Raw genomic sequence first — 13,170 nt, 5'->3', positions numbered from 1 at the left:
AGCGCCACTGGCAGCCTGTTTTGAGCTTGTAGCAGATGGCGCCCACCACCTCAGCCAGGTCGACGCTTGCGCGGCGGCCACCAGCACGGGCCGGCAACAAGGGCAGTATCCAGCGGGTAATTATATCTTTGCTCAAGACTTCCATGAGGGAGGGAAAGGAGATGGGTCGCACCTCAAATTTCCCGCTTTTGTGGGAGTCTTTTCTGTTTTGCGCCTGACTGACTACTTCCTAAACAGCTTCAATGACGTTCCTCTCATTATTACCCTCCGGCTCCTGAAAACTTACAGTGCAGCGAACTGGTAACCGGCTTCGGCGCAGTATTCGAGATAGCGGGGCAGCACGTAGCGCAGATTGCGGGCGGCTTTGCGGCTGTCGTGGAACACCACGATGCTGCCGGGGCGGGTGCGGGCGATGCTGGCGCGCAGGCAGGCTTCGGGGGCGTAGTCGGGGTCGTAGTCGCAGCTGAGCAGGTCCCACATGATGAGCTGGTGGCTGGGGTGCAGGGCCTGGGCCAGCGGGCGGGTGATGCGGCCGTAGGGCGGGCGCAGCAGCGGCCGGGCCTCGGGGGCAGCGCCGGCGGGTTGCAGGGCATCGAGCACTTGCTGGCAGCGGGCCACATCGGCCAGGTACTCGGGGCGCGGGTGGCGCCAGCCGCTGAGGTGACGGTGGGTGTGGTTGCCCAGGCGGTGGCCGGCGGCCAGCACCTGCCGGGCAATGTCGGGGTGGCGCACCAGGTTTTCGCCCACGCAGAAAAACGTGGCCCGCGCCCCGTAGCGCGCCAGCTGCTCCAGCACGAAGGGCGTCTCGTCGGGAATGGGCCCGTCGTCGAACGTGAGGTAAAGCGTGGGCGGGTCGGTGGCGGGCATTTCCCAGATACACTCCGGAAACAGCCGCCGCACCAGCCCCGGCATTCGGTGTAAGTGCAAGGTTGGGTTTGGTTGGGATGGGGAGGTGGCAGGCTTACTGTGAGCCAAGAACAAAGGGCTACCAGGCATATTCTCAGCGCGTAGTTGCCAACAGCGTTTTCTAGGCTGCTAACGTAAAAGGAGCGCAAATTCGACACCTGATTTCGTCAGCACTCAGTTAGCCTGAGGTACCTGCTGTGAACCAAGGCGCTCGTGATAGGTTAGCCAAGCTTGCATCTTGCTCACGTACATCTTTAGGTAATTCACACTGAGAAATATATTTGACCAATCGAAACGCTGCACCTGCACGCCCAAGTAGAAGAACCATACTGCCGCTCCGGCTGCCGGCAGCAGTTGCCGCTCCGCCACCGATAAGTTACGCACACTGGCATAGCCGTTTAGGAAATAGCTCATTTTTTCTTGGTACTGCTGCTTGTCGGTTTCAATGTGAAAAAGCTGTTTGCAGAAGTAGGCCACATCCAATATGGCCGGCCCGTTGCCGCAGAAGTCAAAATCGAACAATGTTACCTCATCTTGACTGGTAATAGCCATATTATCATACCAGATATCGAGGTGTACCGTGCCGGTGGGCGCAGCGGCAATACCAGCCCGGGAAAAGACGTGGGCTAACTGCGCACTAATATCGCGCAGATACTGCATCTCGGGTAGCTCAGCTGCGAAAAACGTCAGTGCCGAAGCATAGGACTGAGTGAGTAGCAGGTTGGGGGTGTAGGTTGGCCGCTCCAGCACTTGTCCGACGGTCGACTGATGCATCCGGCCCATCAGCGTGCCAATTGCAGTGCAGGCAGCGGGAGTTAACCAGCGCGTTTTGTCCCCTTCAGCAAAGGAAAAGAGCACCGCATAGCGGGTGCCCTCTGGAGCAGCCAGTTCCTGAATATATCCGCCCTCACTATCGGCCAGCGGGAACGACACATTCAAACCTAAAGCGTACAGCTTCAGCAGTAACGCTAACTCTGCTTCAATCTCGGCTCGGGTACGCCAGTTATAGCTGTACACTCGCAATACTGCTTGTTGGCCAGGAGCGGTCAGCAAATACGTGTGGTTAATACCTGTTTTGAGCAGTCGGCAGGCACTGGTTTGGCTCATATTATATCGTTCGCCTACTAAGTAGCCCAACATAGTAGCGTCCAGTGTTGAGGCGGAAACGGGAAAAGTCAAGTGGAGGAACTGGCTAGCAGTCTGGCTAAAGTGAATGTATCGATGATGAAATGCGTATTGAACACGCAGGCTTCGCAGTTGTGCTTAAACTAAGCGAGGGCGAGTAGTAAGCTAATCAGGAAAGGTGAGCCAATGCGGCCGCTCGTTCAATTTCCTGCCATAGCCGCCGGGCGCTTTCGACCCATGAAAATCGTGCACCGTTGCGGAAACCGGCCGCTATCAGCTCCTGGCGGTACTCGGCCGACTCCTCCACCCGCACCAGCCCGGCCGTGATGGATTCGACCGAGAATGGATCGACGAGGCAGGCGGCGCCGGGGCCGGCCACTTCGGGCAGGGAGCTGCAGTTGGAGGTGATGACGGGCGAACCGCAGGCCTGGGCCTCGATAACGGGAATGCCGAAGCCCTCGAAATAGGGCACGTAGCAGGTGGCGCGGGCGGCGGCATACAGCTGCACCAGTTCCTCATCGGTTACGCGGCCCGTCAGGTGCACGGCGGCCCGGTGTTGCAGGTTTCGGTACACCTCGAAGATGGGGCCGGCCTGCCAGGCCGTACGGCCCACCACCAGTAGCTTGGCCGGCGAGCCGGTGGCAATTTTAAACGCATCAAAGGCTCGCAGCAGGTGTTGCAGATTCTTGCGCGGCTGCAGCGCCCCCACAAACAGGTAGTATGGGTGCCCGGCCGCGTACCGCTCGCGGGTGGCCTGCTGCACCGCCTCGGACTGGGGCCGGAACCGGGCGTCCACGGCGTTGTACACCACGCGTATTTTGTCGGGCGCAATGCCGTAGCGGGCCACCACGTCCTGCTTCGTAGCTTCCGACACGGCCACCAGCCGCGCCGAGGCCCGGGCGAAACGGGGCGTGAAGGTGCGATAGTAAGTGCGCACCAGTAGGCCAACATCCTGCGGGAAATGCTCGAAGGCTAAATCGTGCAGCACCGTTACGCGGGGCACGCGGGTGCGTAGCGTGGTGAAACCGTCGGGACTCAGGAAAACGGCCGGGCGGTGGCGGGCCAGCCAACGCGCCACCGCGCCCTCGAACCAGGCCAGCCACAGCAGCGGGTGCCGCGCCGGCGGCCCCAGCACGTGCGGTACCACGTTCGGCCCTAGTATGTACCGCTCGTCGAAAGGCCTGTCGAATAGGAAGTGGAACGTGTGCTCCGGCTGCTGCCGCACCAGCTCGCGCAGAGTTTCAAGCGTAAAGCGCCCGATGCCCTCCAGCTTGTCGCCGGGCAGCAGAAAGCGGACGTTGACGGCAATGTGCATTGGGGAGGCTTATGGGCTTCAGGGCTGAGTGCCGGGTTGGTGCGCAACTACTGTTATGTTATTGGGCAGGAGGCGCGTCAGGCTTCCGGCTTATTTTTCCTTAGCAGCAGCTTCAGCTCGCTTACGTGTACTACGCCCAGCGCAAACACCAGGGCCAGCAGCAGCCCGGCAGCCAGCGCCGTTTCCAGCCACCAAGGCAGGCCGGCGTAGGTGCGCAGCGCGTACCAGCCGGCGCACAACAGCCCAAAAGCCAGGGCCAGCCGCCCCAGCATTTGCAGCGGCAGCGCCACGCCGGTGCGCCGTGGCACCAGCCACACGTAGCCCACCGACACAAATACGGCGCACAAGGTGGTGTTGGCTGCCCCGGCCAGGGCCCCAAAGCGCGGCATCAGCAGGAAATTGAGGCTCACGTTGAGGGCGATGCTGGCCGTTACGAGCCAGGAAACCGGCTTTTCGTGGTCGGTGCTGGTGAGCAAAGTGCTATAGATGGCGAAAAAGGCGTGGACCAGTACATTGAGAAACAGGATTTGCAGGCACTGCGTCATGCGGGCAATTTCGGCCGGCGTGCTGTGCCCGAACTGAAAGAACAGCAGCTCGCCCCGAAACAGCCCGAAGGCTACCACCAGCAGCAGCGGCACCGTCACGACCCGCTGCCCAAACCAGAGCAGCTCCTGCTGCTGGGCGGGCTGGCCGGTGGCGCGGGCAAAGCGGGCAAAAAACAGCGGCAGCACCGTCCATAGGTACATCATCACGGCATCAACCCAGCGGTAGGCGGCGGCATAGTAGCTGGCCTCGCTTGGCGACACCAGCCGCTCGAGCATGAGCATGTCGATGCGCTCATTCAGGCCGTACACCAGCGTAATAAAAGCCAGCGGCAGACTTTCGAGCAGCAACTGCCGGGCCTGCTGCCAGCGCGGGCGCAGGCCCACCGGCCCATATAGCCGCCGGATGAGGCCCACGAGCAGTAGTAGCGTAAACAGCCCCGCCACCACGCGCATAGCCACGTACCGGTCCAGCGTGAGGCCAATTGGCAACAGCCCCAGCACCAGGCCCAGCAGCAGTACCCGCTCAAGCACCGAAAGCACGGCATCGGTATTGAAGCGCTGGTGCGCCTGCAGCACGCCCCGCAAAAACTGCATGTATTGCGTAAACAGCAGCCCGGCGGCCGTGAGGGCCAGCAGTAGCAGCCAATGGTCGCGGTAGCCTAACACCCAGCCCAGCCCCACCGTGAGGCCCAGAAAGCTGATACCCAGCCCGGCCCGCAGGGGCAACAGCGTAGGGAAAAAGTCGGTGAAGTAGCTGGCCGAGGCGGCCAGGCGCTTGGTACTGAGCTGAGTGGTGCCCAAATCCGACACGGCGGCCACGATGGTAGCCAGCGTGAGCACCGCCGTGAAAGTGCCGAACAACTCGTGGCCGATGCGGTCCTGCACTACGTTTTCGAGCACTACCCAACCGGGTTTCACCAGCAGGTTGAGCAGCACTACAAAGCCAATGTTGCCGAAGAAACGTTTAATGCGCGAAGGAGGCTAAACAGACAAAAAAAACCCGCATGGCGGCCGCAGCCAACTCCAGCGCCAGCCCATATAGCGCAAAACTACGCAAAAGCCGGCGGGCTTCACCGGGGGTTGCAGCCAGTCGGCGGTGGCCATTTTACGCTATCTTTGCCCGCCGTCAGCCCTTTTCTGCCTTCACTTTCCGGGGGCGCGGCCTGCTGTATTTATGTCCGAATCCTCTTACTCGCTGCTGGGCTTGTGGCCCATTATCAATCGGTGGAAAAAATTGGTGCTGGCTGCTGTGGTGCTGGCCGCCATACTAAGCACCGCCGTGGCCCTGATGCTACCCAATATCTATCGCTCGACGGCTGTTTTCTTCCCTACCAATCCCGAAAGCACTGACCCCGACCGCCTGGTTGACGGCGGCAAGCTGGAATTGGGTGGCCGCTCCGAAGACCTGGACCGCATTATTACCATTGGCCAGTCGCAGCCGGTGGCCGAGCAGCTGATCCGGGAATTCGACCTCTTCAAGCACTATAAAGCTGGCGCCCCGGGCGATGATGCGGCCGAAAATGCCGTGCTGAACGAGTTCAGTTCCAACCTAAAGATTGTGCATAACGAGCGCGACGCTATTGAACTCACATTTGAAGACCGCGACAAGCAACTGGCAGCCCGGCTAGCCAACCGGCTTGTGCAGGTTATCGACTCGATGAATCAGCAGCTTACGCTCGAAAACCGCCGCAACGTGCTGGGTCTTTACAAGCAGCGCTTTGATTTTCTGCGGAACGAGTTCGAGCAATCGCGCCAGCGGCTGGTGCAGGCCCGCCGCCGCTACGGCATCTACGGCCTCGAACAGCAGGGGCGCTACATGGCCCGCGAAATTATTACCCTCGAAAGCAAGCTGCACCAGGCCGAGGGCAGCGGCAACACTGCCCAGGCGGCCGGTGCCCGCCGGGCCCTGCAGGCGCTTACCGGCCCCGGTGGCTCCAACACCATCAACCTGGAGCGCTACGTGCAGGGCACCGATTCGATGGGCCTGTTCGTGGCCCGGCTCAACGACTTGCAGGAGCGCTTAGTGAAAGCCCGTGGCGAATATGAAACGGCTGATCTGACGCTTCAGGGCAAAATCTCGTCGCTCTACATTGTGCAGAAGGCCTACCCCGCCACCCGGAAAAGCAAGCCCGTGCGCTGGCTGATTGTAGCGGGTTCGATGCTTATAACCCTGGCCGTAGCGGTGGTACTCGTGACCCTGCTGGAGCTCTATGAGCGGAGCCGGCGCAGTGCCCCGCCCCGGCCCACTGAGGCAACCACCGGCACGGCGGGCTCGTGAGCGGCGTGGCGCAGGCTCTGCTAAGCCGTTGGGCACCCCTATCGCCGGCTCAGCGGTTGTTCGTAATCCTGCTGCTGCTGCTGCTGCTAGGTGGGGCAGGAGCAGCGCTACTGGCCTCGCCGCTGCCGCTGCTGCCGGCGCTGGCCGGCCTGGGCCTGGTAGTGCTGCTGGTTGACTGGCGGCTGGTGTACTGGCTGTTTTTCCTGACGCTGCCTTTCTCGCAAGAGATTTCGCTGAGCGGCAGCCTCAGCCTCGACGTGCCCTCCGAGCCGCTGATGCTGGTGCTCAGCGGCTGCATTGGCGCCAGCCTGCTCATGCGCCGCCACCGGCTGCCGGCCCGCGAGCTGACGCACCCGTTGCTCGTTATTCTGGCCCTTACGCTACTGTGGGCGCTGGTGTCGGCCTTTTTCTCGGTCGATAGCACTAAGTCCATTAAGTATTTGCTGGCCAAAAGCTGGTACCTGACGCCCTTTGTGCTGGGCACGCTGCTACTACTACGTCGTCCTGCCGACCTGTGGCGCGTGACGATGCTCTATATCGCCGGGACTGTTTTTACGGTGGTGGTGGTCTTGGTTAAGCAAGCTACCAGAGGCTTTGCCTTCGATGCCACGCAGTGGGCGGTGCACGATTTTTACCGTAACCACGTCATTTACGCCACCGTGCTGGCGCTGCTGCTGCCCTTCATCTTTTACCGCTGGCGCAGCCGGCAGGGCGCGGCACGGTTGGGATGGGGTGCAGTGCTGGGGTTAGTGCTGGTAGGCCTGTTGCTCTCCTACACCCGCGCCTCGGTGCTGAGTTTGCCGGTGGCGGGCCTGTTTTACCTGGTGATGCGGCTGCGGCAGACGCGCCTGTTGCTGGCGGGCGTGCTGGTGGCGGCACTGGCCGGGGCGGGCTACTTCGTGAGCCAGAACAACTACATGCTCTACGCTCCCGACTTCGAGAAAACCGTATTCAACGGCGAGAACTTCGAGAAGCACCTGGAAGCCACTTATAAGCTCGAAGACGTGTCGGGCATGGAGCGGGTGTACCGCTGGGTGGCCGCCGCGCGCATGGCCGCCGATAAGCCGCTGGTGGGCAGCGGGCCCAACACTTTCTACCCCGAGTACAAGCGCTACACAGTGAGCAGCTTCCGCACCTACGTGAGCGACAACACCGAAAAATCTACCACCCACAACTACTTTCTGCTGCTGCTGGCCGAGCAGGGCTTCCCGGGCATGCTGCTGTTCATTGCGCTGGTCGGGGCCACGCTCATCACCATCGAAACCCTGTACCACCGCACTGCGCCCGGCTCCGAATACCGGGCCGTGGTGCTGGCCTGCGGCCTGAGCTTCGTCATCATCACTTTCCACCTACTGCTCAACGAGCTGGTGGAAGTCGACAAAATCGGCTCCTTCTTCTTCATCAACCTGGCCATGCTGGTGCGGCTGGGCACCTGGGTGCAGGCGGAGAGGCTGGAAGCGTGAGAAGTGAGAAGTGAGAAAAGGAACGTCATTCAGAGCGGAGCGAAGAATCTCGCGTGCTGCCCGTTGAAGATTATTCCAACGAGTAGCACGCGAGATTCTTCGCTCCGCTCTGAATGACGTTCATCTTACGCCTCTACTTAAACCGGCAGCTCAGGATGGTTACGTCGTCAGCGAAGCCGGTGCCGGCCTGGTCGAAGGCGGTGATTTCGCGCAACAGTTCGGCGTGCACGGTGCCGAGGGGAGCGTAGCGGTTCTGGCGCAGCACGCGCAGCACGCCCTCCTCGCCAAACTCGTTCTGCTCGGCGTCGAACACTTCGGTCAGGCCATCGGTGTAGGTGAGCAGCAGGCTGTGGGGCGGCACCACGAGGTGGCCGACTTTCAGCATGGGCAGGTCCTCCATCACGCCCAGCATGATGGTGCCCTCTTTGAGCGGCTGGCTGGCGCCGCCGCCGTCGAGCAGCAGTAGCGGGTCGTTGTGGCCGGCGTTTACGTAGTGCAGTTCGCGGGTGGTGCGGTCGTAGAGGCCGAAAAAGACGGTGATGAACTTGTCGCCGCCGGCGTTGCGGAAGATGAGGTGGTTAAGCTCGTTGACCACCGTGGCCAGGTCGGCGCCCTGGCGCAGCAGCGTGCGCAGCCCGGCCTGGAAGTTCGACATCAGCAGCGAGGCCGCCACGCCCTTGCCCGACACGTCGGCCACGCAGAACAGCAGGCGGCCGGCGTCGAGCTCCACCACGTCGTAGTAGTCGCCGCCCACGGCCGTGTGGGGCACGTAGCTGGCGTGCACGGCCAAATGGGCGTCGTTGGGCAGGCGCTGCGGAAACAGCATGGTCTGCACCTCGCGGGCAATTTCGATTTCCTTGCGCATGGCCGCCGAAGCCACCCGCTGCCGCACCAGCCGGCGGTTCTCGATGGCGCCAACCAGAATGTTGCTCAGCGTCTGCAGAAACTTGAGGGCTTCCTCGCCGGCGTAATCGTCGTGGGCATTGCCGATGAACACGTAGGCCAGCACCTGGCCGTTGCTGCCCACCGGAATCACCACTTCGAGGCTTTCCCACACGGCTTCCAGCCCCGCTATTTCGGCGAGCCGGTGCGAAGCGCTGGTGCAGGTATTGGTGATGAGCGACGGCAGCGCTACCTGCCGGAAATCGACCTGCCCGGTGCCGAAACAGGTCATGCACTGCCAGCTACCCTCTTCGAGCACGTAGAGCACCAGCCGGCGGATGTTGAGCTGGCCGAGCAGCGTGAACTGGAAAATCCGGTACAGCGCGGCCTCGGTATGGTCCTGGTTGATGGCCTGGGTGATTTCCAGCAGCGCCCCCAACTCCCGCTCTTTCAGGAATAACTTTTTTTCAGGAGTAGTATTGGGCATAAGGTGATATAGTGAGTTGGTGAAATAGTGAGTTTGACGTTCGGAAAACCTTACGGCGCGAATGGTGCAGACAGAGCAAGCGGTGCAGATGGTGGGTCAAAATCCGGTGGGGCTATTCGCGCAGTCAGCGCAAGCAGGTCCTTTGAACATAAAACTCACTATTTCACCAGTTCACTATCTCACCTCACGCCAAAGGCGTTTTGGGGTCGTAGGCGTCGCGCAGGCCGTTGCCGAGCAGGTTGAAGCTGAGCACCAGCAGGCTGATGGCCAGGCCCGGCAGCAGCGTGAGCCACAGGCCGGCGCGGGTGCCCAGCAGCTGGAAGCCCTCGTTTACCATCAGGCCCCACGACGGGGCCGGCGGCTGCACGCCCAAACCTAAGAAACTCAGGCCGGCTTCGAGCAGAATGGCCGCCGCAAAATTACTCGTGGCCAGCACAATCAGCGGGCCGGTCATGTTGGGCAGCAGGTGGTGGGCAATCAGGCGGCTTTGGGGCAGGCCCAGCACCCGGCCGGCCTCCACGAAAGTCGCCGAACGCAAGCTCAGCATCTGCCCCCGCACCACGCGGGCCACATCGACCCACATGGTGAGGCCTACGGCTACAAACGAGGTCCAGACGCCCTTGCTGTCGAGGGCCAGCGAAATGGCAATGACCAGCATGATGCCCGGAATGCTCCACACCACGGTCATCAAACCCAGCAGCAGCGAGTCGAGCCAGCCGCCCACGTAACCCGCCACGGCCCCCACCAGCATGCCCAGCAGCACCGAAATCAGCACCGCCACCAGCCCGATGCCCAAGCTGATGCGCGTGCCCAGCAGCAGCCGGCTCAGCTCGTCGCGCCCGGCTTTGTCGGTGCCCAGCCAATAGGTGCGCTGAATGATGTTCTGGCGGGCCAGCGGGGCCAATTCGGCCGCTGAACCGGGTTGGCCGGCCACCGCACTCAGGGCGTAGGCCTGGCGCTGGTCGGCCAGGGCCGAGTGGTTCTGGTAGGGCTGCGTGATGAGCGAGTCGCCCACAATCTGGTAGCCGCCGATGGGGATTTCGCGGTAGCGCGGCGCGCGGCCCTGCCACCAGGTGCGCAGCGGGTTGTCGGCGGCGTCGCGCACCGCGTCGGGCCGGGGCAGGCGCAGGATGGTGGCCCGGAAGCCGGGGGCCTCCTTCTGGAGCTGCACCAGGCCGTTGTTGGCCGAAGGCGAGTTATCGGGCAGCACCCAGTAGCCCAGCAGGGCCACCAGCGTACAGAGCACGATAAAGCCCAGCCCGAGCATGGCCGGCAGGTTGCGCTGCAGGCGCTGGCGCACGTAGTAGCCCGGCGAGCGGGCCGGCGTCGGCGCAGTTACGGCAGCGGCGGAAGCGGGCATCAGCGGGTGTTGTGTTGCAGCAGACCTTCCTTGGAAGCCAGAAACTGGCAGTCGCCCACCAGGGCCCCGAACGAGCTTTCCTCGTAGGCCAGCTCTGTGTCGGGGTCGGGCCAGAAGCTGCGCACGTAGCCCACGTCCATCAGCCGGCGCAGGGTTTCCACGAGTTCGGGGCGCGGCAGGCCGGTTTTTTTCAGCAGATCAGCAAAGGGCGTGACGAAGTACAGCTCGTCGAGAACATCAAATTCGGCGTCGGTCACGGCAGGAAGGGCAGGTTGTGAAAGGTAAAGGTAAATGTTCGGGCGGGGTTTTCGGTGCAGAGAGGCGCATGAGGAATACGTGGAGGTAAAGGAGAGCTGTTTAGCTAACCACAACTTCTTCAGATTCGCAATGCCTCAACTATTGCGGCGGCATGGTTGGCTATGGCACGCGCTGCAGCTCGCCCCTACCCTGCCCTCCTACCCTTCCACTCGTAGCCGCCACGCAGGCCCGCCAGGCCCATCAGCAGAGCGTAAGGCGCGTAGGCCAGCTGCAGCAGCGGCACGTAGGCCAGCCAGTGCCGACGCTCCAGAAACCGTAGCACCGGGGCCAGAAACCAGCCGTCGGTGACCAGCTTGATGCCCAGGCCCGCAGCCGCTCCTGGTAGCAGCGCAGGAAGCCACACCGAGGCCACGAGGCCACCCATTGGGGCTAAATTGGCCAGCAGCACCAGCACCGCCAGTTGTTGCGAAGGCGGGTGTCGGTAATGCCGCCACTTGCTGGCCCAGCGCACCCGCTGCCGCAGCAACGCCGCCAGCGTGGGCGGCCCGGCCGTGCGCACCAGCGCGGCCGGGTGTTTCAGAAACCGGATGCTGCCCGGAAACGCCGCGTGCAGCTTGTGGAGCAGGAATTCATCGTCGCCGCTGGGCAGGTGGGCGTTGCCCTCGTAGCCGGCCACTGCCTCGAAGGCCGCGCGGCGGTAGGCCAGGTTGGCGCCGTTGCACATGGTGGGCGTGCCGGCCGCAATGCCCGCCGCGCCCGCGCCCACCAGCCCCGCAAACTCCAGCCCCGACAGGTTTTGCAACAACGTATCCGGCCCCGTCAGCAGCACCGGTCCGCTCACGAAGTTCACTTCGGAGTCCGCCCCATCGAGCAGTGCGGCGTAGGCCCGCAGCCAGTCGGGCCCCACGCGGCAGTCGGCATCGGTGCAGACTATCCAGGGGGCGCGGGCGTGCGCCAGAGCCGCCTGCAAAGCCGCTTTCTTGCCCATTCCGGCTCCCGGCATGTCGGCCAGCCGCACTACTTTCAAGTGGAAAGCCGCCGTTGCGGCGGCAGCAGCCAATAGCGCGGCCGTGTCGTCGGTTGAGTGGTCGTCGGTAATGATGACCTCGAACTCGTCGGCGGGCAGGCCCTGGCGGGCCAGGTCGGCGAGCAGCAGCGGCAGGCTGGCGGCTTCATTGCGAGCGGCCACGAGCACCGAGAAGCGCGGCGTGGTAGCTGGTTCGGGCACGCTGGATGCTTCGCCGACAACGACAGGCAGCGGTGACAGCTCCGGCACCGGCAGTTGCTGCCAGGCGCGCCGCAGGCGCAGCATCTGCCCCGCATACAGCGCCGGAAACGCCAGCAGCAACAAACCCCACGCACTGCTCATATGGTCGGGATGTTGGTATCGGTGGCCGTGTTGGTTTCAGCAGCACCGGCAGCAGGTGCGGTGCGGCGCTTACGGAGCACTTTCAGGCGGAGCACGAATATCAGCCCTACGGCGCTGGGCACGGCAATATTGAGCACCCACAAGCTCAGGCTGGCACTGAGCACCGGCAGCGCCGGCTGGCCCAGCAGTCCGAACAGATGGGTAGCCGACAGCTCGCGCACGCCCACATCGGCCAGGGCATTGAGCGAGGGCACCAGCGACTTGAGCAGGAAGGTGCCCGCCACGGCCGCCGCCGCCGGACCCACGGCCGCCTGCACCCCATAAGCCAGCAGCAGCAGCCCAAACTGCGCCCCAAACACCAGGTAGCGCAGGCCCGAAATCAGCAGCACCTCCGTCAGCAGCCGGGCCGGGTAGGTGGGCATTACGGCCAGGTAGCGGCTAAAGCGACGCAGAATCTTCACGGAATTTACGGCCGCCACCAGCAGCTCGGAGTGGTAGAGCGGCAGCAGCACCGCCAGATTAATCAGCAGCGTGAGCACCACCAGTCCGGTTTGCGCGGCCGGATAGCCGTTCAGGTAAAAGCGTAGGCCAAAATACAGCAGCCCCAACGTACCAGCCGCCACCGTGGCCACCAGCTGGCAATAGCGCCCCAGAAACACGGCCCCCAGCGCATCGAGGCGGCGACTTTTAAGCTCCATAATGCGCCCGGCGTAGTCGCCCACCCGGTTGGGCGTCACGAACCCCAGCGTGAGGCCCACCAGCACCGCCCGAAAGCTGCGCCGGAACGACACGGGTTCCAGATGTTGGGCCAGCCGCCACCACTTCCAGCTTTCGAGGCCCCAGTTGAGCGGCACCAGCAGCAGCGCCAGCAACACCGGCCCGCGCCCCTGCCCGCCCAGACTGCGGGCCAGCAGCCCCCGCCACGCGGCCGCCGTAGCCTCGTTATCCACGAGCGAATGCCACAGCAAGCCCAGCGTGAGCAGCGTAATGCCCAGCTTGGCCGCCACCACCCAGCCCCCCCGCCGGGCCGGCCGGGTGCCAGCCGGGGCTCTGGTTTCGGGAGTTTGCATGTAGCTTTGAGGCGGCGAAGCGGGCAAAATAGCGGCGGGTTGCGTAATTTCGGCAAGTTAGCGCCTTTGCTTGAGCTACAGGCCTCAAGCTACAAGCTGCAAGCTGGGTATA

Annotated in this window: 12 protein-coding genes; 3 read left to right on the top strand and 9 right to left on the bottom strand. The window is 63.1% G+C overall.

The window, feature by feature from the left end; genetic code table 11:
• The coding region (locus H145_RS24650; protein ID WP_205619328.1) for a hypothetical protein at positions 1-304 on the top strand (304 nt) is incomplete at its 5' end.
• On the opposite strand, the gene H145_RS0117830 is transcribed toward H145_RS24650, so the two are convergent.
• The 4 genes from H145_RS0117830 to H145_RS0117815 all read right to left on the bottom strand — a co-directional run bounded on the left by H145_RS0117830 (position 283) and on the right by H145_RS0117815 (position 4,827).
• The gene (locus H145_RS0117830) at positions 283-927 is read right to left on the bottom strand and encodes a polysaccharide deacetylase family protein (RefSeq protein WP_026351612.1); all 645 of its coding nucleotides are present in this window, start codon (positions 925-927) and stop codon (positions 283-285) included. The two genes, H145_RS24650 and H145_RS0117830, sit on opposite strands and share 22 nt — an antisense overlap.
• A gap of 153 nt (positions 928-1,080) precedes the next feature.
• Entirely contained in the window at positions 1,081-2,085 is a 1,005-nt protein-coding gene (locus H145_RS0117825; protein ID WP_026351611.1) for a phosphotransferase, read from the bottom strand.
• A 115-nt stretch (positions 2,086-2,200) separates the two neighbouring features.
• Positions 2,201-3,346 carry a glycosyltransferase family 4 protein gene (locus H145_RS0117820; RefSeq protein WP_019949519.1) on the bottom strand — a complete coding sequence of 382 codons (1,146 nt, stop codon included), beginning with the start codon at positions 3,344-3,346 and terminating at the stop codon, positions 2,201-2,203.
• Between the two features lie 77 nt (positions 3,347-3,423).
• A complete protein-coding gene (locus tag H145_RS0117815) occupies positions 3,424-4,827 on the bottom strand; it encodes an oligosaccharide flippase family protein (protein ID WP_019949518.1) in 1,404 nt (467 codons plus the stop codon).
• A gap of 238 nt (positions 4,828-5,065) precedes the next feature.
• Here H145_RS0117815 and H145_RS0117810 point away from each other — a divergent pair, with 238 nt between their 5' ends.
• Both H145_RS0117810 and H145_RS21965 read left to right on the top strand, forming a co-directional pair.
• Complete coding sequence (locus tag H145_RS0117810; RefSeq protein ID WP_019949517.1) at positions 5,066-6,169, top strand: Wzz/FepE/Etk N-terminal domain-containing protein; 1,104 nt, start codon at positions 5,066-5,068, stop codon at positions 6,167-6,169.
• A 56-nt stretch (positions 6,170-6,225) separates the two neighbouring features.
• On the top strand, positions 6,226-7,632 hold the full coding sequence (locus H145_RS21965) for an O-antigen ligase family protein (RefSeq protein WP_019949516.1): 1,407 nt from the start codon (positions 6,226-6,228) through the stop codon (positions 7,630-7,632).
• A gap of 133 nt (positions 7,633-7,765) precedes the next feature.
• Here the strand turns inward: H145_RS21965 and H145_RS0117800 are convergent, their stop codons facing one another.
• The 5 genes from H145_RS0117800 to H145_RS21960 all read right to left on the bottom strand — a co-directional run bounded on the left by H145_RS0117800 (position 7,766) and on the right by H145_RS21960 (position 13,058).
• Positions 7,766-9,001, bottom strand: coding sequence for a PP2C family protein-serine/threonine phosphatase (locus H145_RS0117800; RefSeq protein ID WP_019949515.1), 1,236 nt, complete (start codon positions 8,999-9,001; stop codon positions 7,766-7,768).
• Between the two features lie 184 nt (positions 9,002-9,185).
• Positions 9,186-10,361, bottom strand: a complete 1,176-nt coding sequence (locus H145_RS0117795; protein WP_019949514.1) for an ABC transporter permease — start codon at positions 10,359-10,361, stop codon at positions 9,186-9,188.
• Positions 10,361-10,618 (bottom strand): MarR family transcriptional regulator, encoded by a 258-nt coding sequence (locus H145_RS0117790; protein ID WP_019949513.1) that lies wholly within the window; start codon positions 10,616-10,618, stop codon positions 10,361-10,363. Before H145_RS0117790 ends, H145_RS0117795 begins: the two co-directional genes overlap by 1 nt.
• A 185-nt stretch (positions 10,619-10,803) precedes the next feature.
• The gene (locus tag H145_RS0117785) at positions 10,804-11,988 is read right to left on the bottom strand and encodes a glycosyltransferase (RefSeq protein ID WP_026351610.1); all 1,185 of its coding nucleotides are present in this window, start codon (positions 11,986-11,988) and stop codon (positions 10,804-10,806) included.
• The gene (locus H145_RS21960) at positions 11,985-13,058 is read right to left on the bottom strand and encodes a lysylphosphatidylglycerol synthase transmembrane domain-containing protein (RefSeq protein WP_019949511.1); all 1,074 of its coding nucleotides are present in this window, start codon (positions 13,056-13,058) and stop codon (positions 11,985-11,987) included. The genes H145_RS0117785 and H145_RS21960 overlap by 4 nt, the downstream gene beginning before the upstream one ends.
• Between the last annotated feature and the right edge of the window lie 112 nt (positions 13,059-13,170).

This window comes from Hymenobacter aerophilus DSM 13606 (genome assembly GCF_000382225.1).
Taxonomy (GTDB): Bacteria; Bacteroidota; Bacteroidia; order Cytophagales; family Hymenobacteraceae; genus Hymenobacter; species Hymenobacter aerophilus.
Note: the sequence above shows the minus strand (reverse complement) of the source record. Positions and strands in the feature narration are given on the sequence as shown.

Bases quoted from the DNA above. Each gene is read 5' to 3' on its own strand.
- H145_RS0117820 (WP_019949519.1), bottom strand. From the start codon at position 3,346: ATGCACATTGCCGTCAACGTCCGCTTTCTGCTGCCCGGCGACAAGCTG.
- H145_RS0117810 (WP_019949517.1), top strand. From the start codon at position 5,066: ATGTCCGAATCCTCTTACTCGCTGCTGGGCTTGTGGCCCATTATCAAT.
- H145_RS0117800 (WP_019949515.1), bottom strand. From the start codon at position 9,001: ATGCCCAATACTACTCCTGAAAAAAAGTTATTCCTGAAAGAGCGGGAG.
- H145_RS0117795 (WP_019949514.1), bottom strand. From the start codon at position 10,361: ATGCCCGCTTCCGCCGCTGCCGTAACTGCGCCGACGCCGGCCCGCTCG.
- H145_RS0117785 (WP_026351610.1), bottom strand. From the start codon at position 11,988: ATGAGCAGTGCGTGGGGTTTGTTGCTGCTGGCGTTTCCGGCGCTGTAT.
- H145_RS21960 (WP_019949511.1), bottom strand. From the start codon at position 13,058: ATGCAAACTCCCGAAACCAGAGCCCCGGCTGGCACCCGGCCGGCCCGG.